General features: G+C 39.0%; 19 protein-coding genes. 3 read left to right on the forward strand and 16 right to left on the reverse strand.

What is annotated here, in order from left to right:
- Nucleotides 1–620: 620 nt before the first annotated feature.
- A complete protein-coding gene (locus tag A9Y75_RS21745; RefSeq protein WP_143046477.1) occupies nucleotides 621–1,856 on the forward strand; it encodes a glycoside hydrolase family 10 protein in 1,236 nt (411 codons plus the stop codon).
- A 63-nt stretch (nucleotides 1,857–1,919) separates the two neighbouring features.
- Here the strand turns inward: A9Y75_RS21745 and A9Y75_RS21750 are convergent, their stop codons facing one another.
- The 3 genes from A9Y75_RS21750 to nfi all read right to left on the reverse strand — a co-directional run bounded on the left by A9Y75_RS21750 (nucleotide 1,920) and on the right by nfi (nucleotide 5,475).
- Complete coding sequence (locus A9Y75_RS21750; RefSeq protein WP_071191610.1) at nucleotides 1,920–3,887, reverse strand: FHA domain-containing protein; 1,968 nt, start codon at nucleotides 3,885–3,887, stop codon at nucleotides 1,920–1,922.
- 41 nt (nucleotides 3,888–3,928) lie between these two features.
- Nucleotides 3,929–4,483, reverse strand: coding sequence for an FHA domain-containing protein (locus A9Y75_RS21755; protein WP_071191611.1), 555 nt, complete (start codon nucleotides 4,481–4,483; stop codon nucleotides 3,929–3,931).
- A 326-nt stretch (nucleotides 4,484–4,809) separates the two neighbouring features.
- On the reverse strand, nucleotides 4,810–5,475 hold the full coding sequence (gene nfi, locus A9Y75_RS21760) for a deoxyribonuclease V (protein ID WP_071191612.1): 666 nt from the start codon (nucleotides 5,473–5,475) through the stop codon (nucleotides 4,810–4,812).
- A 337-nt stretch (nucleotides 5,476–5,812) separates the two neighbouring features.
- Here nfi and A9Y75_RS21765 point away from each other — a divergent pair, with 337 nt between their 5' ends.
- On the forward strand, nucleotides 5,813–6,058 hold the full coding sequence (locus tag A9Y75_RS21765) for a UPF0175 family protein (protein WP_071191613.1): 246 nt from the start codon (nucleotides 5,813–5,815) through the stop codon (nucleotides 6,056–6,058).
- Between the two features lie 71 nt (nucleotides 6,059–6,129).
- Here the strand turns inward: A9Y75_RS21765 and A9Y75_RS21770 are convergent, their stop codons facing one another.
- From A9Y75_RS21770 to purC, 12 genes are all read right to left on the reverse strand, one after another.
- Entirely contained in the window at nucleotides 6,130–6,465 is a 336-nt protein-coding gene (locus A9Y75_RS21770) for a XisI protein (RefSeq protein ID WP_071191614.1), read from the reverse strand.
- Entirely contained in the window at nucleotides 6,453–6,869 is a 417-nt protein-coding gene (locus A9Y75_RS21775) for a XisH family protein (RefSeq protein WP_071191615.1), read from the reverse strand. The genes A9Y75_RS21770 and A9Y75_RS21775 overlap by 13 nt, the downstream gene beginning before the upstream one ends.
- Before the next feature lie 14 nt (nucleotides 6,870–6,883).
- Nucleotides 6,884–7,207 (reverse strand): hypothetical protein, encoded by a 324-nt coding sequence (locus A9Y75_RS21780; RefSeq protein WP_071191616.1) that lies wholly within the window; start codon nucleotides 7,205–7,207, stop codon nucleotides 6,884–6,886.
- Nucleotides 7,197–8,396: a ribonuclease III gene (rnc, locus tag A9Y75_RS21785; RefSeq protein WP_071191617.1), complete on the reverse strand. Its 1,200-nt coding sequence runs from the start codon at nucleotides 8,394–8,396 to the stop codon at nucleotides 7,197–7,199. The genes A9Y75_RS21780 and rnc overlap by 11 nt, the downstream gene beginning before the upstream one ends.
- A gap of 138 nt (nucleotides 8,397–8,534) precedes the next feature.
- The gene (locus tag A9Y75_RS21790) at nucleotides 8,535–9,959 is read right to left on the reverse strand and encodes a DNA cytosine methyltransferase (RefSeq protein ID WP_269086326.1); all 1,425 of its coding nucleotides are present in this window, start codon (nucleotides 9,957–9,959) and stop codon (nucleotides 8,535–8,537) included.
- Nucleotides 9,893–11,053: a lipid-A-disaccharide synthase gene (gene lpxB, locus A9Y75_RS21795; RefSeq protein WP_071191618.1), complete on the reverse strand. Its 1,161-nt coding sequence runs from the start codon at nucleotides 11,051–11,053 to the stop codon at nucleotides 9,893–9,895. Before lpxB ends, A9Y75_RS21790 begins: the two co-directional genes overlap by 67 nt.
- Nucleotides 11,054–11,275: 222 nt before the next feature.
- Nucleotides 11,276–12,094, reverse strand: a complete 819-nt coding sequence (lpxA, locus tag A9Y75_RS21800) for an acyl-ACP--UDP-N-acetylglucosamine O-acyltransferase (protein WP_071191619.1) — start codon at nucleotides 12,092–12,094, stop codon at nucleotides 11,276–11,278.
- A 188-nt stretch (nucleotides 12,095–12,282) separates the two neighbouring features.
- Nucleotides 12,283–12,798, reverse strand: coding sequence for a 3-hydroxyacyl-ACP dehydratase FabZ (gene fabZ, locus A9Y75_RS21805; RefSeq protein ID WP_071191620.1), 516 nt, complete (start codon nucleotides 12,796–12,798; stop codon nucleotides 12,283–12,285).
- Between the two features lie 82 nt (nucleotides 12,799–12,880).
- Complete coding sequence (gene lpxC / locus A9Y75_RS21810; RefSeq protein ID WP_071191621.1) at nucleotides 12,881–13,738, reverse strand: UDP-3-O-acyl-N-acetylglucosamine deacetylase; 858 nt, start codon at nucleotides 13,736–13,738, stop codon at nucleotides 12,881–12,883.
- Between the two features lie 87 nt (nucleotides 13,739–13,825).
- Entirely contained in the window at nucleotides 13,826–14,623 is a 798-nt protein-coding gene (locus A9Y75_RS29860) for a hypothetical protein (RefSeq protein WP_236721492.1), read from the reverse strand.
- Nucleotides 14,624–14,687: 64 nt separating this feature from the next.
- Nucleotides 14,688–17,303 carry a BamA/TamA family outer membrane protein gene (locus A9Y75_RS21820; protein ID WP_071191663.1) on the reverse strand — a complete coding sequence of 872 codons (2,616 nt, stop codon included), beginning with the start codon at nucleotides 17,301–17,303 and terminating at the stop codon, nucleotides 14,688–14,690.
- 100 nt (nucleotides 17,304–17,403) lie between these two features.
- Nucleotides 17,404–18,144, reverse strand: coding sequence for a phosphoribosylaminoimidazolesuccinocarboxamide synthase (purC, locus tag A9Y75_RS21825; protein ID WP_071191664.1), 741 nt, complete (start codon nucleotides 18,142–18,144; stop codon nucleotides 17,404–17,406).
- 600 nt (nucleotides 18,145–18,744) lie between these two features.
- Between purC and A9Y75_RS21830 the strand changes: the two genes are divergently transcribed.
- Nucleotides 18,745–19,020, forward strand: a complete 276-nt coding sequence (locus tag A9Y75_RS21830) for a hypothetical protein (RefSeq protein ID WP_071191622.1) — start codon at nucleotides 18,745–18,747, stop codon at nucleotides 19,018–19,020.
- A gap of 106 nt (nucleotides 19,021–19,126) precedes the next feature.
- Here A9Y75_RS21830 and A9Y75_RS21835 read toward each other — a convergent pair whose 3' ends face one another.
- Nucleotides 19,127–21,703 (reverse strand): GAF domain-containing protein, encoded by a 2,577-nt coding sequence (locus tag A9Y75_RS21835; RefSeq protein WP_071191623.1) that lies wholly within the window; start codon nucleotides 21,701–21,703, stop codon nucleotides 19,127–19,129.
- Nucleotides 21,704–22,444: the final 741 nt, after the last annotated feature.

Genomic DNA, 22,444 nt, shown 5'->3' on the forward strand with positions numbered 1-22,444 from the left:
GTGTGATTTATATCTTTACAAGATTCTATACATTTTTACACTATTCTATGGTATCTTTTTTATCTTTTCGGCTAAAAGTCTTGACTTTCTGAGATTGATGAGAACGATCTCCAGATTTCTACAGGGCAGCACTGATAAGTATTAATTATCTATTGCCAGGGCATACCTATAATTTTATTAATATATTTCTGGGCAAATGCCAATCATATTACTTGTTTAATGTCAAAAATAAAGATATTATTAAATGTTGTTAAGAAATCAAAATATATTCAAAATTTCAGAAATTTAACTGTGAATTTGGCAAATTTATCAAAATGACTTTGAGGCAGGGAATAGGGAAGAAAGAGAGTAGATGTAAGCGCAAAGCGCAGGCCACTTTCACAAAACTCAAATAGGATTCCTATATTGCAATGCTGAACATAAAAAACAAAAATTAATTTAACAAGTGCCTTAGCTAGAGAAAATAGTCAAATCAGGCACTAATTTTCAATAGCTACGTCAACAATTATGAATTTACGCAATCAGCTTGGATTACCCTCCCAGCAAAATACAATGCACAAGCAAAATTTCTCATGCTCGTAGACAAAATGACTCATAAATTCCGTCGCCATCTGATGCAGATGCATAAATCTTTACTTAATACATCCTACAAAACACTGAAATTTAATATTTTATCTTTCAGTTGGCATCATCAATTAGTTAAAAGTGTGTTTCCGCTGTTATTTCTAATTTCCTTTGTCGCCGTTTTATGGGGAAATAGCTTCACCCCCGTTACCGCCCAAACGCCCCGTCAAGAAATTCGCGGCGTGTGGATAACCAACAACGATCTTAACATTTTTAAAGATCGTCAAAAAGTCCAGGATTCTGTCAAAAAACTGCGACAGCTTAACTTTAATACTATTTATCCCGTAGTTTGGAATTCTGGCTACGTCATGTATCCTAGCGTCGTAGCTAAACGTTTAGATATTCAACCATTTGTTTTTCGAGGTTCAGATGGGCATGATATTCTTGCCGATGTAATTAACCAAGCCCATCGCCAAAATTTACTCGTTGTTCCTTGGTTTGAGTTTGGTTTTATGGCTCCTCCTACATCAGAACTAGCATTAAATAAACCAGAATGGTTCACACAAAAACGGAACGGTAGCCAAACTTCCATTAGTGCGGCTGGTGAAGTTATGTGGTTAAATCCCTTTCATCCAGAAGTACAACAGTTTATTACTAATCTGCTTTTAGAACTGGCTAATAACTATGACATTGATGGCATTCAATTTGATGATCACATGAGTTTACCTCATGAATTTGGCTATGATAAATACACTGTGGCCTTGTACCGCCAAGAAACCAAAAAGAATCCCCCATTAGATGCTCAAGATCCAGAATGGGTAAGCTGGCGTGCGAATAAAATCACAGATTTTATGATCAGACTTAATGAAAGTATAAAACAAATAAAACCAAAAGCAATTTTTTCAGTTTCACCTAATTACTACGATTTTGCTTACAAGCTTCAACTACAAGATTGGCTCAACTGGGTGCGGTTAAACATAGTAGATGAGCTAATTGTGCAAGTTTATCGAGAGGATATGGAGCAGTTTAACGCCAAAATTTCTCGCCCAGAAATGCAAGAAGTACAGCAAATAATTCCTACTGGAGTCGGAATTATGGCAGGTTTAAGAACTAAACCCGTATCAATGCGACAAATTAAATATCAAGTACGAGCCGCCCAACAGCGCGGATTAGGTGTAGTTTTCTTCTATTATGAAACTCTTTGGAATAATTCTTCAGAGTCATTGAGTGAGCGTTTAACTGGATTTAAAAGTCTTTTTCCTGATCCTGCATTGCGATTAGCCGCCGATTAGTCATTGGTCATTGTAGTAAAATTACGAATTACGAATTACGAATTACGAATTACGAATTACGAATTACGGTGATTGATTTGACATCCATTTTAGCCATTGGCCAAAGGAACTAAAGGTATTTAAACGCCCAACTCCCGGCGCACGGGCTGTGTATAATCCATCAACAGCAACTAAAGCCGCATACTGCAAACCCAGGAAACTATCAACTGCTGCATAGGGGCCACCTAAAGTTATCGCCCCTGCGGCATAAATTTGACCTTTGATATTCCGCATTTCTACTAGTTCAAAATTATTTGCTACTACTAACCGCCCTAAATGATTTAGAGGTAAATTGTAATGTTGAACCAAATCTTCTAACAACGGATTAGCATCAACTTTGGCATCTAATCCCGTAGCATCAATAATAAAGTCAGCAGTTAGCTTCATTTCCCCAAAACCTTTTTCTTGGATATGGGTAATGGTGTGATTTTCGTTATCTCGTTCTACGTCCATTACCTGACCAAAGGTAATTTGATACCAACCTTCTTTAATACCTTGTTCAGTGATATTTTGCCAATCTAAACGGTCTGCGGTAGTAGTTCCACCCCAGTCTGCTAATAGACGCTGGCGTTCTTCAGGGGTGGCTTTTTCTAACATAACTCGCAGTTCACCACCCCAACAGGCTTTTGGCCAGTTAAAGGGTTGAAATTCGTAGTGATTTTTGACGGTACGCTGGGACTTTTGAAATTTGTTGCCTTGGGGTTTGGGCGATCGCATTAAATGCAAAACTGTAATATTGCGATTTTGCTTTCTCGCTTCATAAATCCGCTGCAAAATCCGCGAAGCCACAATACCCCGTCCCCTAATCAAAACAGTCCCACCTTGGCGTTCTAACTGTTCATATACATGATCGTGTGCTTCATACGCATTCACAACAGACTTAAAATCTTGATATTTTTCTCTATAAGCTTGCAAATCTGGGAGAAACTGAATAGCAGGATATCCCGTAGCCAAATGTAAATAACGACAAACTAAAAAAGCATAATTTCCCGGACTGCGAGAATAAGCAACGCAATATCTACCATCTTCAGTTTTGCGAATTGATCTAACTCGTCCATAACGATAAATTTGATGCCAACCAATACGTTTTGCTTCTCTATCTATAGAATCAAAAACATTACCAGAACGGGGAGTATAAGTTTCCGCAAAAGTTGGTTCACCAAAAACCTGCCATAAATATTTAAATGCTGAATTTAATTGACCTTTAGTTAAATCATGCCAAAATTCCCTCACAGCATAACTAGGCCAACCCCAAATATTATCAGGACAAGAATCTGAATTAGAGCGCAATCTTTCATGTAGAGGAATTTGCGAATTCAAACACAGCCGTTTATAACGAGCATAGGGTTCCGCTTCTAATCCCACAGCGATAATTTTCTCAGCTTTAATACCACTAATTCTTAATAAATCAACCCAAACAAAACTACCCAAACCCGCACCAATCGCTAAATAATCATATTCATCAACTGGTAAACCCGTAGCATGAAGCGCCTGTAAATCAACTTTTGCATCTTGAAATGCTGGGGGCGGAAAATTACTTCCTAAAGGAGTTACAGGACTGACTGGGGATAAACTAGGATCTGGAAGATTAGTATTATGATTAAATAGAATTGTAGAAGGATTATTAGGAGTGGGAATAACAGTATTTATCCCAAATTGCACCGTCATTATATAGGGACCAATTTGTAAAGTATCCCCATTAGCTAACTGACGGCGTGTTTGGCGTTGACCATTTACCAACACACCATTAACACTATTTTGGTCAATTACTAAAAAGTGATTTTGTTCCCAATCTTGTTCCCAATCAATCAGGACATGATAGCGAGAAACTTCATTGCTATTTAGCAGCATCCGCGAGACACGTTGACCCCTAATTTCTGTTGGTAAACGGGCAAATTCTCGACCAAAAGCGATAGGTAAACTTAACTTAGGTTCTCGTCTTTCTCCCGTCGCTGGATCTTCCCAACTTAATTGAATTTGTAAATTAGTCATTGGTTATTAGTCATTAGTGATTGGAGAAATTGACCCAGCACTCAATTCTTCGGTGCTACTAATACACTTACAGCCGCTGCTAAAGATGTACCACACCAAGGACAACCTACTTGTAGATTTTCTGGTGGGGAAACTTTATGACATCTAGAACATTGCAAACCATAAACTGGTTTTGGTTGTGTCGGGAGTGATTTTTTATGGTGGTGAAATCCTGTTTGGGCTGGTGGTTGTTGAGGTGGGAATAAAATTGTTGAGGCAATACTGTTGATAGCAATTGCAGTAACTTGAAGTTGTTGCTGTCCTAAATAAATTATGCTCCCTTCATTTAACAGCATTTCACCTTGAATGAGTGATTTACCATCTATTTGTGGAGGGTTTGATTCCCGCACATTTCTAATATAAAAACGTTTTTGTTGAGGATGAAAAAATATTTCAACGTGTAAACCAGAGACAGTCGGGTGAGTTAAAATAATATCGCACCGAAAAGGGTCACGACCGATGCGAACAGTACCAGGATTTTTGCTAGACTGTTGCTCATAAATTTGTTGAGTTTTACTCTGTCCTGCATCTTGCCACTGTAAAGTTAGTGCGTTCATTATTCTTAGGTAACTTTTATTTAGCTACTTCAACTCCTTACAGTGCGATTCCTAACATGATTGGGTGTTAGTAAGCAAGTCTTGAAAATCAACTTTAATGACTTCCAGATAACAAAGCTCTAATTTGTAGGGTGGGTAAAGCCCTTGCGGGCATGGCTAAGTGCAAAGCACACGCTGTGCGAACGCTAGAGCGCAGCGTAACCCACCAATTATCCCTTAAGTTTATGGTGGGTTACGGACTACCGTCCTAACCCACCCTACAATTTTTGTTTTGGGTAATTTATTTTTTGGTGTTCCCTTAAAGACTTATCTACAAAATCTACACTTTATCTGTCAGATGCTAATTTATCAGCAATGCGGGTAGTTTCTGGCAACCGATATTTTGGCGTGCAGCGTAATACATAGTCAATTGCTGTCGGTAAGCTGATGCGATGTCCACTAGATATATAGAGAGGTTTTACTCCGGTTCGTGTACGTAAAACTGCGCCAATAGTTTCTTTTTTATGTATTAATGGTTGCCAACTTCCTTTAGCTTCTGGTAATTCTTCATGTTTACCAATGAGCAAAGATTTCGCTACACCAATTGTCGGTATATCCACGATTACTCCTAAATGGCAAGCTATGCCTAATCTTCGAGGGTGAGCAATTCCTTGACCATCACACAATATTATATCAGGTATAGTTTGAATCTTTTCTAAAGCATCGAGAAGGGCGGGTATTTCCCGAAAGGAGAGGAAACCAGGTATGTAAGGAAAGGTTGTAGGACGATATGCTAAACTCGTTTCGACTACTTGCAAATCAGGAAAACTCAGTACTGCAACTGCTGCACGGCTAATTTTACCATCTTCGAGAAAACCCATATCCACACCTGCAACGTACTTGATAGGTTCTTTGAATAAATCTGTAGTAATTACTTGATTTTGCAGGGTTTCTTGAATTGTTATAGCTTCTCCAACTGTGCTAGGCCAAGAATGAATTTGTTGAATTTTCATATTTAAATTGCGAATAAAAATGTCTGAATCAGGATATCCAGGATTTAAGGATTTTCAGGATTAAGAGATTAAATATTTTTGATTACCACGAAATCTTGTTAATCTGGCAATTCTGTCAATTATGATAACAATATCTGAATCAGGATGAGTAGGATTAAGTTATTTTCAGGAAAAAATATTTTTTGATAAACACAAAATTCTTGAAATCTTGTAAATCCTTAAATCCTGAAAATCCTCATTCAGACAACAAATGCTATAATCAACCCAAACTACTTAACTTCAAATCTTCGGAATCCTGAGTTTGCAGAAAGTTTGCTGTTCTCAAGGAGATTAAATTATGAGTTTAACTATTTCTGATGAAATTCTAAATTCTAGTCGAATGACAGCGAGTGAACTATTAGTAGAAATTGCGGTGATGCTATTTCTACAAGAAAGGGTTAGTCTCGGTAAAGCTAGTAAAATTGCTGAGATGAATTATGTAGAGTTTCAACAATTACTTGCTCAACGGAATATCTCTATCCACTATGATGTGGAAGAGTTTGAAGACGATATTAAAACTCTTCAAGAGACAGGTTGGCTATGATTATTGTTAGTAATACTTCACCCATTAGCAGTTTAGCAAAGATTGATAAATTGCTCCGTTTAAAACATCCTCTAAGCCACTCCATAATCTGTATAGGGACGTTTATAAGGAGGATGTAAACCCAGGACGATATCTTCTCTGGGAACACCCATTTTTACTAAATCTTCTGCTGGATTTTCTTCTGTTAAATTCTGTTGTAACCAAATTTTGCCGTTTTTAATATCGAAGTGAATCACAGTCATATAAACACGATTTAAATGTTCCCAACCAACGTTCATCCACTGGTAATGGTCACGTTTTGTATCAAAGATGAGTTCCACATCTACTTCGTCGGTGGAAATATCGTTTTTGGCGTAATTTGTGAGTAATGTTTGAATGTATTCTCGATATTTGGCTATGTTATCCATTCTACAATCACCTCATTATCTGGTTCATATACTACTAATAACACTTGATACCTTTTTAGTGCAATTTGTGTAAATTCAAGCTGAAAAAAGGTTTGATAAACTTCAAATGGAACTGCCATATATAGTATACGATCTGGTTCAAGAGCTTCTAAAGCCAGACGATAGCTGAGAAACTGACCTAAAGCAGCATAAAAGTCTGTAATAGCCGAAGGATTAACAAAACTCTTAATTTCTACTGCTATTTTATCACTTTCTCTTTCAGCAGTAATTAATTTCTCAGCACCTAAATCTATGTTAAATTTGACGTTGCCAAATTTAAATTTGAGTGGATCATCTGTAATCAACCACTGCTCTTTTTGTAAAGCCTTTTTTACTGCTTCGTGAAATATATCTTTTGCAGACACTAATTGCTATTACCTCACGAATCAACTTTAAGTTTTGCCAATATCTCTAAGCGTTTAAGATAATTTTTCATATCTTCAGGACTTTTTGTTGGAAAACAACCATCGTTGTACAGATAAATTATGTCTGTATTTGAATCACAATTCCACGATAGTTTTTCTGCCGTTGCTGAACTTATACCTTTCAATTTAACACAAATAGGATAGTCTTCATACTCGATATGTTCTCTGGTATTAAAACCCAGTGGTTTGTATCGCCTATTAAGAACTACATATCTTCCATCAGGTTGTTTCTGAAGGCAATAGGGAAGAAATACTGCTCTGAAATCGTTAAGTGCCATATCCTTTTACTCCGAGTTTCTCCAAAGCATTGGCCGCTGCTTGTTGTTGAGCGTCTTTCTTTCTCTTACCTTTTCCTTGACCACAAATATTACCTCCTATTTCAACTTGAACAGTAAACTCTTTGTTGTGATCTGTTCCAGTTTCTTGAATAGTCGTATATTCAGGAATATCAAATCCATTTTTTTGAGCGTATTGTTGTAATAATCCTTTAGCATTTTCTAAATTCTCTAAACTGATATTTTCAGGAATTTTATCCTCACCTACTGATTCAAATAAAGGATATACTATTTCTTGGACTGCTTGGATACCAGAATCCAGATAGTACGCACCAATAATAGCTTCAAAAGTGTTACTCAATAGAGATTCTTTTTTGCTACCATCTTGTAATTTTTCTCCTTTTCCTAATAATATCCATTGTCCCAAATTTAATTGATTAGCTAATTTTGATAATTGGGGATTATCAACTAGTCGCTCTTTTAATTTACTTAATTCACCTTCAGAAATATCCCCGTACAATTCATAAATATAAGCACCTGCTAAAAAACCTAAAATACAATCTCCTAAGAATTCTAATTGTTCATTATCTTTATTGATTCTATTTTCATAGGCATAAGAACGATGAGTTAACGATCTTTCTAACAAAGTAACATCTTCAAAAGGAATATCGTTAAGAATTCCTGCTAAACGTTCCTTAATTCTTATTTCTTGAGTAGATAGTTGTTGTGTTCGTTTTTGACTACGATTTTGCTCTTGTACTAAAGCTTGAAAAATTTTTTGTTTATATTTTTCAACCTCTTGCGCTTCTTCGGCTTCAATAGCTTGCAATAAACGATGAATACTATCTATAGCGCGATAAGCATCTTCGGTAGAAAATGGTGTATTATGCGCCCATTTATTGCGAATCTGAATAATTTCACTTGCAAATGCCCTTTCAGTATTAGATAAACGCTCTTTATCTTTAAATGCTTTATCCCATCTTTTTGTCATCACAGAAAGTAGTGATGATATATCTTGCTGTAAACTTTCTTCTGTAGTTCGTTTTAAATTTGTATCTGGAGACAAACATTGTCCAGCTTGAGTAAGCCATTGATTACCATACACTAATCTCATTTTCTGTTCAACATAAGGATATAAACCTTGAGAAAGTAATTTCAGACATTTATCAATCACTTGATGGTTATTTAACATATTCAGATCCAGATCATCTTAAAAAAATTTCATTTGTATAAAATTATAGCAACTGCCAAGAAAGTATCCATTAAATCCCAGTTTAAACGTATTTAAATTCTATAATCCATGCCTAGATTTAATCATGGTTGGTTTTGTTTATTTGGACTCCTGTAGGGGCGTATTGCAATACGCCCCTTCTGAATTATCACATTTCTTTTTGATTCTAGGTTCAATAATATCTGCATTCACATCATAATATTTAGCTGCTTCCGACATATTAAAATGTAATAAACTCTCATTTCCCAGATTTTTAATTATTCTAGGTCTAGACGGTTCTATATTCAAAGCTTTAATAATTTCTGATGCTATAGCTTTCGCTAATAAAGGAGGAACAGAATTACCAATTTGTCTAAAACCATGCCATTTTGTCACATGAAATCTAAACCAGTCAGGATAAGAATGTAAACGTGCTGCTTCCCGCACAGTGATACATCTGGGAATAAATGGATGAATGGGACGGGGAGAAGTAAATGCACCTTTATTACTAGCAGTTCCGGCTCTTAATGTGTTGCAAATACCTTTATAATCAAGTTTATAAAAGCGGCTAATGGGTTCAATTTTTCCTGGTAAAGTCTCTGTAAATCTTTGAATTGATGCTTCTGTATGTTTTGTTCTTAAACTAGAAGTGAGCATTTTTGGATCATAAATACGTTTATAACCATAGTTCTGAAACTTAGAATTAAAACTATTTAGTCGTTTAACATATCTGCTGCTTTTACCAAAATCTGCTAATATCCAATCTTGCTCATATAATTCTGGATAATTTTCAATTATTGGTAAATCTTGTAGTGCTTTTTTTACAGTAGGAGTTAATAAAAGCTGATTATTAATATTTTTCTTTTTTTTAATAGGTGTGGTAATTGGTTGGGGATAATTCGGTAAATCTAAATCTTGACGACAAGCTAACAAAAACAATCTTTCTCGGTTTTGTGGGACTCCATAATTAGCTGCATTTAAAACTTGATAATCTTTGCAAACTTTATAATTATTTTTTTCAAACTCAGAGATTATTTCTAAAAGAAAATTCTGGTGTTTACCTACAGTCATCCCTTTAACATTTTCTAGAACTACAAACTTAGGCTGTAACTCCAGAACCAAACGAATATAATTAAAAACCAAACTATTTCGCGGATCATCTAACAGCCGTTTACCGATTAAAGAAAATCCTTGACAGGGTGGACCACCAAAGACGACATCAATTTCTTTATTTTTAATTTTAGATGATTTTCTAATTTCTTCTCCGGTAATTTCAACGACACTTTTACAAAAAATTTGCCAAAAAGGGAAATTAAATTCGTGAACTGCACAATGAACAGGATCAATTTCCACTGCTGCAAGAACATCAAATCCCGCTTGTTCAAAACCAAGAGTCATTCCCCCAGCACCAGCAAATAAATCAACAGCTATCGGTCTTTTATATTTATTTTCCCTGACTAATTCCTCATCAAAAAATTCTAATTGGGTAGCATTTGTAGAATTTCCTTGGCGGCGCGATCGCATACACCCACTTCTCCCAAACATCGCCGCATTTCCTGATAATCTGCCAAAGTTTGCTGTTTGCGCTCAGGATTTAATAACAATTCCATCGCTGCTTGAGTAATATTCTCGGCTGTGGCTTGCTCTTGTAACAATTCTGGCACAATTTCCCGCATCACAACTAAATTCACTGGGGAAGCAAAGGGAATCGAACCTTTAAGAACATTACGCGCAATCCAAGCAGTAATGGTATTAAGGCGATAAACAACTACTTGCGGTACATTTAACAAAGCTAATTCTAAATTGACAGTTCCAGATTTAGTAATTGCAAAATCAGCCGCTGCAAAAACTTCTTGTTGTTGACCTGATACAACTGTAGCTCGTAACCCGTAATCTTGAATGGCTTTCTCAATAGGTTGTCTAAATGTTTCCAAAGATAGAGGAATCCAAAAATGGGTTTCTGGTAATTTAGATTGGATATTTTGAGCAGCTTGGAAAATTGCTGGTAATAGATATTTTAATTCTTGTTGACGAGAAGCTGGCAAAAGAGCAACAGCAATCTGTTCCCCTTTAATTCCCAAACTTGTCCGTGCTGCTTCCCGACTAGGAGTATTTTCCAGCCGATCAATCAACGGATGACCAACCCAATTAACGTTAGCCCCTTTCTCCTGATAATAACGGGCTTCTTCGGGAAAAATCGCCAATAGCTTATCTGTAAAGCTAATAATCCGCTTCGTTCTCTCAAAACTCGTTGACCACACCCACTCTTGCGGTGCAATGTAATACACAATAGGCACATCAGGAAAATGCTGCTCCATATAACTACCAATCCCGATATTGGGAGTCATGTAGTCAATCAGCACCACCAAATCAGGTGGATTTTGCTTCAGATAAGCGATCGCTTGGCGTTGTACCTGAACAGTAGGTATAAAGTAAGGTAGAGCCTCAATAATACCCATCGAGCCAATACCGCTAGTATTGCCCAAAATAGTCGCTCCGGCGGCGGACATCTTCTCCCCACCCAAAGCCACAACTTCCAACTTCAAACCCATAGCTGCAACTTGACGCTGAAGTGCAGCAATTAAAAGTGATCCCTGCAAATCGCCAGAGACTTCACCCGTACTGATAAATATACGCATTTCAATTTTAGATGTTGTGTTCTTGCTCTCTTCCTCTTCCTCTTCCTTCTTCCTTCTTCTTTCTTTCTTCCTTTCCTTCGGAACGTCTTCGACGAACGCGCTCTTTGCTTCGCAACGCTAAGGCGAACGCGTCTTTGCGGTTCAATTAATCCATATTCTTCTTCCAGTGATTAGGGAATATGTCGAATAATCCCTAATCCAACTAATGATGAAGGAACTAAATCACGACTCATCACTAGTGCTTTTTCGCCCTTTTCCGGGAATCAAACCGCGTCTTCCTGACATTTGCGAAAGGAGTAAAAAACGGCGTAAGTGTTCTAATTGTTCAGTATTTCCGATTTGTTCCAACTCTGCCAAAGCATCTTTAAAAAGGAAATTAGAACGGTAGAGAATGCGGAAAGCTTTTTTGAGGATTTGGAAGTCTTTTGTGGGCATTCCTGAGCGTTTTAGACCCACCAGATTGAGCGATCGCACTCTCGAAGGATTACCCTCAACCAACATATAAGGAGGAACATCTCGGTCAATGCGTGCCATACCGCCCACCATAGCCATACCACCGATATGTACAAATTGATGGACACCCAAAACACCGCTTAATCTAGCTCTTGACTCAATGTGAACATGACCCGCTAAAGCCACAGAGTTAGCAATTACCACCGAGTCCTCAATCAAGCAGTTATGACCCACATGAACATAAGCCATAAGTAGATTACCATTTCCAATCACCGTCGCTTCACCTCGACCGGTAGCGCGGTTAATAGTCACGTATTCCCGAATAGAATTATTGTCCCCAATTTTTACCCAAGTTGGTTCTCCCACATACTTGAGATCCTGGGGTTCCATACCAATAGCTGCACCAGGAAAAATATGATTTCGCGCCCCAATTTCACACGGCCCCTCTAGCACTGCATGAGCGCCAATCACAGTTTCCGCGCCGACTGTGACATTCGCTCCAATCACAGCATAAGCGCCGACTTGCACTGTAGAGTGGAGTTCCGAGTTAGGATGTATTACCGCAGTTGGATGAATAAGCGTTTTCAAAGGTGACTCTCCAGAACTGAGTGCTGTGTATTAAATATTTACTGAACAAAAAGGTTCAGCAAAACAATTTATGTGTGAGGGCGTAGTGTCTTGAAAAAAGGGTAGCGAAAATCAGTAAATACTATGTGATCAATCGTCAGTTTTTTAACACTAAAAATCAATGACTAATGACCAATAAGCAAAGACTTTTAGCTAACTAAAGAAAACATTAATTCCCCTTCAGCAGCTAGTTGTCCGTCAACCTCGGCTCGACCTTGCATTTTACCGAAACGACGTTGTTTTACCCACAACAGTTCCACCGTCATCACAAGCTGATCTCCTGGTACTACTTGACGACGGAAACGGACTTTATCAATCCCAGCAAACACGAACAGACCACCAGGTGAATCGGACATTTGCGTCATGACAATTCCGCCTACTTGTGCCATTGCTTCCACAATTAGTACACCAGGCATCAGTGAGCGTCCGGGAAAATGCCCTTGAAATTGGGGTTCATTGAAAGTAATATTTTTTACCCCCACTGCCAATTTACCTGGAACATAGTCAATAATTTTATCTACCAGTAAAAACGGATAACGGTGAGGTAATAGTTGCTGAATCTCTTCAATCGTGAACGTTGTTTTAATCTCAGATGTGTTGCTATTTTGATTATCTCCTTGGGTTGTAGTCACGTCAGTAGAGTTAGCTTGGGTAAGAGTTGACATGGGTAATTTCTAATTCGTGATATGTAATTACTAATTCTTAGTGAAATCAGTAACTGTGAATAATCTTGAGTAGGTTTGAATTCTAGATTAATTCTAAAATTTTTTGTGCCAGTTGCACGTGTAAATTATGACTGGCTTTGTAAGCCAAGAAGTGAGCAATAGGAAATTTACCCAACAAGCTCATATCTCCCACTAAATCTAAGATTTTATGACGTACTGGCTCATTTTCAAATCTTAAGGGTGGATTTAGCCAACCTTCAGCCCCACAAACTAGAGCATTATCCAAGCTACCACCTTTGATTAATCCTGACTTTTGGAGATATTCAATTTGATGCAATAACCCAAAGGTACGGGCTGGAGCAATTTCTGTAACAAAAGTGTTTTCAGTATTTCCAGTATTTTCTAAATCGGTAATTAGTGACCAACTATACCATTGATTACCAATAGCAGGTAACTCAAAGTCAATACCATAACTAAACCGAGTTTCTGCTGCGGGGAGGGCGCAGGTAAAAGCATCACCTTGATAAACCCAAATTGGTTCTTTAATCGTTATCAGTGTTTGTGCATCACTGACGGGCTGTGATACCAAACCCACAGCAGCAATGCTTTGAGTCCATACCTGAGCCGAACCATCTAAAAGTGGTACTTCTGGACCATCAATTTCAATGCGGGCATTATCTACACCCATAGCCGCCAAAGCTGCTAACAAATGCTCTACAGTGCGGACACTGACCTCACCTTCACCCAACTGAGTTGAAAGCTGAGTCTGACTAACTGCTGCAACTTGGGCGGGAATAATCGGCGAATTTGGCAAATCCACCCGGACAAAATAGCGATCGCTTCCCACCTCAGCTGGTAGTATCCGTACATGGGTACTCACCCCACTATGCAGCCCCACACCCCTTTGGGTAATTTCCCCTGCTAAAGTGTGTTGGTGCATAGGCGAAAAGCCGATATATTTCGGTTTGTACTGCTCATTTTTTATCTTTAGTAGAAACCCTGATTTAAGCCTGTATGGGGAATAGTATTAAGGCAAAGGTGAAAATTGGCAAGTTCTTTTAGTCAAGATAATTGGGGACGCGGAGAGGGGGAGAAAATGACCAATGACTAATGACCAATGACCAATGACCAATGACCAATGACCAATGACCAATGACCAATGACCAATGACCAATGACCAATGACCAATGACCAATGACCAATGACCAATGACCAATGACCAATGACCAATGACCAATGACCAATGACCAATGACCAATGACCAATGACCAATGACCAATGACCAATGACCAATGACCAATGACCAATGACCAATGACCAATGACCAATGACCAATGACCAATGACCAATGACCAATGACCAATGACCAATGACCAATGACCAATGACCAATGACCAATGACCAATGACCAATGACCAATGACCAATGACCAATGACCAATGACCAATGACCAATGACCAATGACCAATGACCAATGACCAATGACCAATGACCAATGACCAATGACCAATGACCAATGACCAATGACCAATGACCAATGACCAATGACCAATGACCAATGACCAATGACCAATGACCAATGACCAATGACCAATGACCAATGACCAATGACCAATGACCAATGACCAATGACCAATGACCAATGACCAATGACCAATGACCAATGACCAATGACCAATGACCAATGACCAATGACCAATGACCAATGACCAATGACCAATGACCAATGACCAATGACCAATGACCAATGACCAATGACCAATGACCAATGACCAATGACCAATGACCAATGACCAATGACCAATGACCAATGACCAATGACCAATGACCAATGACCAATGACTAATGACCAATGACCAATGACTAATGACCAATGACCAATGACCAATTTAAAACCTTTCCCCAATTCCAAAATTGATGCGGCTATCGCCATCATCGCTCATACCATAATCTATGCGAATTGGCCCCAATGGTGACTGTACACGCACACCCAGACCATAACCGTAGCCACTACCATTTTTATTTAACACTTCAGCTGCTCTGGTACTAGTTCCCAGGTCACTACCATAATCCAAAAATAGAGCGCCACTAACTACAGAGAAAACGGGGAAGCGATACTCGACAGATGCTTGCACATAACTGCGTCCAGAAGCTAATCTGCCTTCATCGTAACCCCGGACAGAATTGCTACCACCAAGAGTGAAGGCCTCGTAGGGAGGTAAGTCACCCAAGACTGTGCCGCCTTGAAGGTTAAATGCTAGGGTTTGTGTGCCTTTCCCAAAACTGAGGAATTTCACGGGTAAATATTGACTGTAATTACCCCTGACTCTGGTTAGAAAAATGTTGCCTTGTCCTATCGGTACAGACTGATCAACTCCGACGCGGAGGTAAGAACCGCTGCTGGGTTGTAAAGGATTATTACGGCGATCGCGTTGTGCGCCCAGTTGCACTAATAATAAATCGTCTTCCCCTGTTGCCGATTGAGTCAGGGGAACTAATGGGCTGATGATATTACCATTATCATCAAATACTGCACCTTGCTTTCTGAGATCGCCATCAGCATCACGGCCAGAAACCCGTTGATACTGCAAGCCAGCTGAAGCAATCCAATCTGACTTTTCGTAGGGATTGGGGGAAAGAGGGCGGGTAAAGGAGATACCACCACCTAAACGGGTAATCCGGGGACGATCTTGCTTATCTTGATTAGTGATATTGTTTGGATCAAAGGTTTCAATATTTTCATCTTTGCCATCAAAAATCAACGAAATTGAGCGACGGCGGAAAATATTGGCTGTATAAGAAGTTCGGTAAGGATCACCCGCAATCCAAGGGTCTGTAAAGCGAAGGTCAAACAGCAGTTCTCTCTCTCCTAGCTGGATCTCAGTGCCTAATTTTTGGTTTCTACCTCCCAAATTTTGCTGCTGATAGCTAATAGTCCCAAATAACCCACTCGCGGAACTAATCCCCGCACCAGCCGCAATTGAGCCGCTACTACGTTCAGCCACATTTAATACTACATCCACCTTACTGGGGTCAGTACCAGGGTCAAGGGAGACATTCACATCTTCAAACAATCCCAGTCCAAATACTCGTTGTATGTCTTTTTGAACTATGTTGCGGTTGAATATTTGTCCTGGCTTTAATTCCAATTCCCTTGTAATGATATATTCCTTAGTCCGTCCCCGAATTGGTTGTCCTTTATCGTCTGTTTCCTGACCGTCTTTACTGCGGAAACGGACTTTGATATTCTCCACTACCCCTTCTGCTACTTGTAGGGTAACAACTCCATCTTCTGAGACTTTGGGCGCTCCAATTACGTTAGCCAACACATAACCTTTATCTTGATACTGCTTAGTTAATTTTTTAACACCTTCTTGTAAGTCCCGCAAATTCAAGATTTTGCCATACTGATCGCGGAAGATTTCATCTACAGTGTTAGCAGGAATTACAGAAGCAACACCAGTACCCGGATTAGCTTCAACTTGGACCTTACTCAGAACTGGGTTAGGAGCAACAACAAAACTCACCCGCACCCCCAAAGGAGTATCTTCTGGAATTGCTTGCACGTTGGAGAAAAAGCCTGTACCAAAGATCGCATTAATATCTTCTTGCAGTTGGGAGCGAGTAGTTGTTTGTCCTGGTTGGGTACGAATGACTTTGTAAACTTCGCTTTCCAGTTCTGGTGAGATTGTTCCCGTTTGAGATGTAATCGCTACTTCTGACACCAGCACACGAGGTTCTGCTGTGGGTGGATTGACATTTTCCTGACTGGGAGTAGTCCTAGGATTGGGCGCTTGCTGAGGGACTTGAGCAGTTTTCGGCGCTGTCGTGGTGGATATAATTAATTCTGGTTTGTCTATCGGTGCTAAGTTGCGATTTAAAGCTAATTGGGTAACTTGAGTAGTTGTTGGCGCTGTCTGATTGGAGATAACTACTTCTGCTTTGTCTATTGGTGCTAAGTTGCGATTTAAAGCTGATTGGGTAACTTGAGTAGTTGTTGGCGCTGTCTGATTGGAGATAACTACTTCTGCTTTGTCTATTGGTGCTAAGTTGCGATTTAAAGCTGATTGGGTAACTTGAGTAGTTGTTGGCGCTGTCTGATTGGAGATAACTACTTCTGCTTTGTCTATTGGTGCTAAGTTGCGATTTAAAGCTGATTGGGTAACTTGAGTAGTTTTTGGCGTTGTTGGATTGGGTATAATTACCTCTGGTTCCGCTATCGATGCCGAGTTATTTATTAAGGCTGTAACATTTGTAGAAGAATGATGAGATTTCGTCTCTATAACTACTGCTGTTGGTTTGGGTTGAGATACTTGGTTTTCATCACTCTGACCAGATTCCTGTTTTAGCGGCTGGGTTGTTTCTAGGGTAGAAACTTCTGTTGTTTGATTGACACCATTAGCAGTTTGTGCATTTGCTCTCAGGGAACTATTCAAAGGAGCCGCAAAGGCGATAGCTACACTCGCCAAGGGCATCGCTGCCAGCAATACAGGAGATAAACGCATTTTACTCATATTCCTCTTCACTACCACACATACCGCTTCTCTTTTCTTTAAGGCATTCCGCAAATGCGGAATTAAAAATTCAAAATTCAAAATTCAAAATTCAAAGATTTCTGCTGTCTACGACTTTTAAAACCCTTTGTAAAACCTCCTGGTAGGCATTTTCTACATTCCCCATGTCTCTGCGAAAGCGGTCTTTGTCCATTACCCTGCGATTAGGATCTTCTTCTGTTATGTCCCACAAACGGCAGGTGTCGGGGCTAATTTCATCTGCCAAAAGTATTTGCTGTTGTGAGTCCAAACCAAATTCAAGTTTAAAGTCTACTAAGGTGATACCGCAGCTTTGCCAAAAACCCTGAAGAAACTCGTTGATTTGCAATGCAAGATGAGTAATGCGATCAACTTGTTCCGCAGTGGCTAATGCCAACAGGAATATGCGATCGCGTGTTAACAGAGGATCTCCTAATTTATCGTCTTTGTAATAAAACTCTACCAAAGGCTGTGGCAGAACTGTACCTAGTTGCAGTCCTGTTTGCTGACACAGACTACCAGCGGCAATATTTCTGACAACTACTTCCAAGGGTACAATTTTCACGGAGCGTACCCGCATTTGATTTGGAGCAGGACTATCAATGTAGTGAGTCTTGATTCCATGCACTTCTAACTGTTGAAACAACTTACTAGAAATAGTGCAATTTATACTTCCTTTACCCTGAATACTGCCACGTTTTTGGGCATTAAATGCAGTAGCATCATCTTTGAAATCAGCCAACAAGACTTCAGGTTCGTCTGTGCTGTAGATGATTTTTGCTTTGCCTTCGTATAGCTTGGAATTAATAGACATTTTGGTAGACACATTTCTAGGCATGGTTTCAAGCTCCACCATTTTATCTTTAGTTATTAGCCATTGGCCATGAGTGATCATTTGGCGATTAATGATTAGAGGCAAATGGAGAAAAATTGCGGAAATTATCTAAAATCAAACATTTTTGTCCAGGAAATCTTATTTTGTCCGGAAATTCCGGTTTTTAAACTTGATTTATTGTGATTTTTAGTCAAAAAAAATTTGCAATCATGTCAAAAAAGTATATATTATGGCTTGATTAGCTAGTGTTTCCGATGTAAAATAAAACCTTTAAACAAATTGAAGCTGTAGTAGACTCACCTCCTTTGGGAAATAGCAATCTTTTATGAGGAAAGATGTATAGCGGGCGATCAATCGCTAGTCAATAGCTTTGGATAGCTAAACATAAACTTTTTACAGCTTGCTTATTAGTAACTGATAACTCTATAGATGTTGTTAAAGCTGGTATTAACCAATTGCTCCACAACTTCCCTATAAGCACCGTCTAATAATTTGCTTTCTCTTGATCTGACAAAATAGAGATAATAATTGCTAGTGATTCTGCTGCAAACTTTGAAAATCAGGGGCAGATTTGAATACATGGAGAAAAAAATGGTGAGTAAAGATGATTTTCTCTATCCTCGTGGTCGCTACTACGGTCATGTAAAGCCAGAAAACTTGGTTTTTAATGCCAATCTACAGGAATTTGCCCAGCGAGTAAGTTACATCTGCAACTTAGAAACAGGTGGAAAATTGCCACCAGATGAAGCTTATGAGCAAATCAAGGCCATGTGGAAGGAATTAAAACGCACGAAAAAACAACTCAAAATCGGTGAAAGTCCCTCACCAAACAACGGCTCTGAAGCTGAAGATTAAACTAAGGATTCTTGACTGGGGAGATGGGGACGCGGGGACGCGGGGATTGGTTTTTCTCCAATGACCAATGACCAATGACCAATAACCAATGACCAATAACCAATGACTATTTAGTGATCATTGTCCAAACACCATCCCAAGAATCGGGAGGTTGTATTTGCTGATAATTATAGGCTCGTTCTAGGTGGGTATTCAGGGCTTGGTCTAAGGGTCGGATGCGTTTAGCGGCTTCAAAGCTGGCGATCGCTTGAGAAAAGTTGCGGGAGGAATAAGCAGTGCGTCCAGCATGATAATGAAACAAAAACTCTTCGGTGTTAGCATCAAGGGGAATAGAGCGATCGCCAATTAATTCATAAATATATACCGCCTGATGTTTACCTTTGACGCGAATTTTATCTAGTTGTCGCACCCAAATGCGATCGCTGCACAAATTATAAGTAAATTCGCTCAAAATAATATCACAACCATATTCCTTCGTAACACCTTCCAAGCGGGAACTCAAATTCACCCCATCGCCAATCACCGTATAGTCCATCCGTTTGCGAGAACCGATATTCCCGGAAACTACTTCCCCAGAACTAATCCCAATGCCAATATGGATTTGAGGCTGCGCCTGCATAATCCGTCTTTGGTTAAATTCTTCCAATCGGTGGCGCATATCCAATGCTGACTGTATTGCTCGCCAGGCATGATTTTCAGTCAGCGGTAACGGCGCTCCAAATACCGCCATTAAAGCATCACCAATAAATTTATCTAAAGTTCCTTCATATTGAAAAACTGACTCCACCATTGTTTCAAAATATTGATTCAGCAGCGATACCACCTCAGCTGCTCCCAAGTTTTCTGTCAGCGTTGTGTAACCTCGGATATCAGAGAACAAGATGGTTACTTCTTTGCGCTCACCTACCATTAAAGTATCTTCTCCCAGCGCCATAACTTGCTCGGCTACATGAGGAGTCAGATAGCGGTACATGGTGCTTTTGAGGCGTTTTTCCCGACTGATATCTTCCAATACCACTAAACCACCTCTGACTCCACCTTCTGGATTAGTCAAGGGATTGACGGTGAGATTGATACTGCGTTCTAACTCTTTCACCACACTAGAACTGAGTAACTCAGACTGGGGAGTCAGGAGTTGATTCCAAGGAATAAAAATATCTGGGTTCTGGCGATCGCGCACCGCCAAAATTAACTTCTGAGTTTTGACTTTTGAGTTTTGAGTTTCACCATTCTCTAATTCAGACAATCCTACTAGCAAACTTTGCTCTGGGACATAATGCCTAGACCCATGTTTTAAACTATCTTCCAGCCGCATTTGCAGATTTTCAATTGGCATAACCTCCCAAACTTTACGACCAAGCAAATTTTGCTTCCACAACAGTTTATTAGTAATTCTGTTAGCTGCCTTCAAAGGACAACCAATTAACTCCAGCGCTGCATCATTAATGGTGACAATTTGACCTTGCATATCTGTAGAAATTACAGCATCTGACAAACTCTGGAGAATATCTTTTTGATATTGTCTTTCTAGCAATACGTTTTCAAATAACCGGGCATTTTCCAAAGCAATTCCCGCTTGAATATTAAAAGCCCGCATGAATTCTTCATCAGAAGTAGAAAAACTACCTTGTTGCTTATTAATTAACTGTGTCACTCCAATCAATTCATTAGCTGAATTAAATACTGGTAAACACAAAATATTGCGAGTTACATACCCAGTCTTTTGATCTGTAGTCGGGTCAAAGCGAGGGTCTTGATAAGCATCCGGGATATTCAGCGCTTGACCAGTAGAAGCCACATAGCCAGCAATACCGCGATTAGAAGGGATACGGACTTCAATCAAGTTTTTACCATCAGCTGCTGCTACCTTCGTCCATAGTTCCCCCATTTCTTTACGATACAAAAACAGCGCACTGCGGTCTGCTTGCATTAAAATCCGGGCTTGTTCCATCACTATTTGCAAAGTCACCTCTAAATCCAAACTTTGCCCTAATGTCTGAGTCGCACGCAATAAAGCCGTTGCCCCGCGCTGATTGCGAGCCGCTACATAAAAAGATTGACAACTTTCTAAGATAATACCAATAGAAGAAGCAAAGTCTCGAAATGACTCTTCATCATCTTGATCAAAAGGAACATTTCCAGCCTTATTTGCTAGTTGCACTACAGCTACAGTTTGCTTTTTACTACTCACAACTGGCATACATAAAAGATTGCGGATTTTATAGCCCATTTGTCTTTCTAATTCTGGGCTAAAAAGAGGGTGAGTAGAGGTTTGGGCTATGTTGAGATATTGACCTGTAGTCGCAACATGACCAGGAATACCCACATTTAAGGGAGTGCGTATTTCTAGGAATTTTTGGCTATTATTCTGGGGAACTTTTGACCATAGTTGAGCCTTATCATAATCAACTAAAAAAATGGCTGTATGTTCGGCTTGGAGAATTTGACCAATTTTGAGTGTAATGGCTTCTAGAACTTTTTCCAACATACTTTCTAGAGCTTCATTATTGATTAAATCAATAGCTCTGAGAAATTGCTGAAACTCAGCTGTAATGAAATCAAGTAAGCAAACAAATTCGTTAACAGAGAGATCTTTGACTCGACTGAGTAGGGTGTGGGTGCGATTAACTTGAGTAAGTTCAGTTAATGTTGCCAAGACGCTACCGGCGTTAGGGAGTGTCATAAATAATTAAAAATAGTCATTAGTCATTAGTCATTAGTCATTAGTCATTAGTCATTAGTCATTAGTCATTAGTCATTAGTCATTAGTCATTAGTCATTAGTCATTAGTCATTAGTCATTAGTCATTAGTCATTAGTCATTAGTCATTAGTCATTAGTCATTAGTCATTAGTCATTAGTCATTAGTCATTAGTCATTAGTCATTAGTCATTAGTCATTAGTCATTAGTCATTAGTCATTAGTCATTAGTCATTAGTCATTAGTCATTAGTCATTAGTCATTAGTCATTAGTCATTAGTCATTAGTCATTAGTCATTAGTCATTAGTCATTAGTCATTAGTCATTAGTCATTAGTCATTAGTCATTAGTCATTAGTCATTAGTCATTAGTCATTAGTCATTAGTCATTAGTCATTAGTCATTAGTCATTAGTCATTAGTCATTAGTCATTAGTCATTAGTCATTAGTCATTAGTCATTAGTCATTAGTCATTAGTCATTAGTCATTAGTCATTAGTCATTAGTCATTAGTCATTAGTCATTAGTCATTAGTCATTAGTCATTAGTCATTAGTCATTAGTCATTAGTCATTAGTCATTAGTCATTAGTCATTAGTCATTAGTCATTAGTCATTAGTCATTAGTCATTAGTCATTAGTCATTAGTCATTAGTCATTAGTCATTAGTCATTAGTCATTAGTCATTAGTCATTAGTCAAAGTCAAAAGTCGATTAATTTTCCTCTGG

Origin of the sequence: Trichormus sp. NMC-1, assembly GCF_001858025.1 — a bacterium.
Classification (GTDB): domain Bacteria; phylum Cyanobacteriota; class Cyanobacteriia; order Cyanobacteriales; family Nostocaceae; genus Anabaena.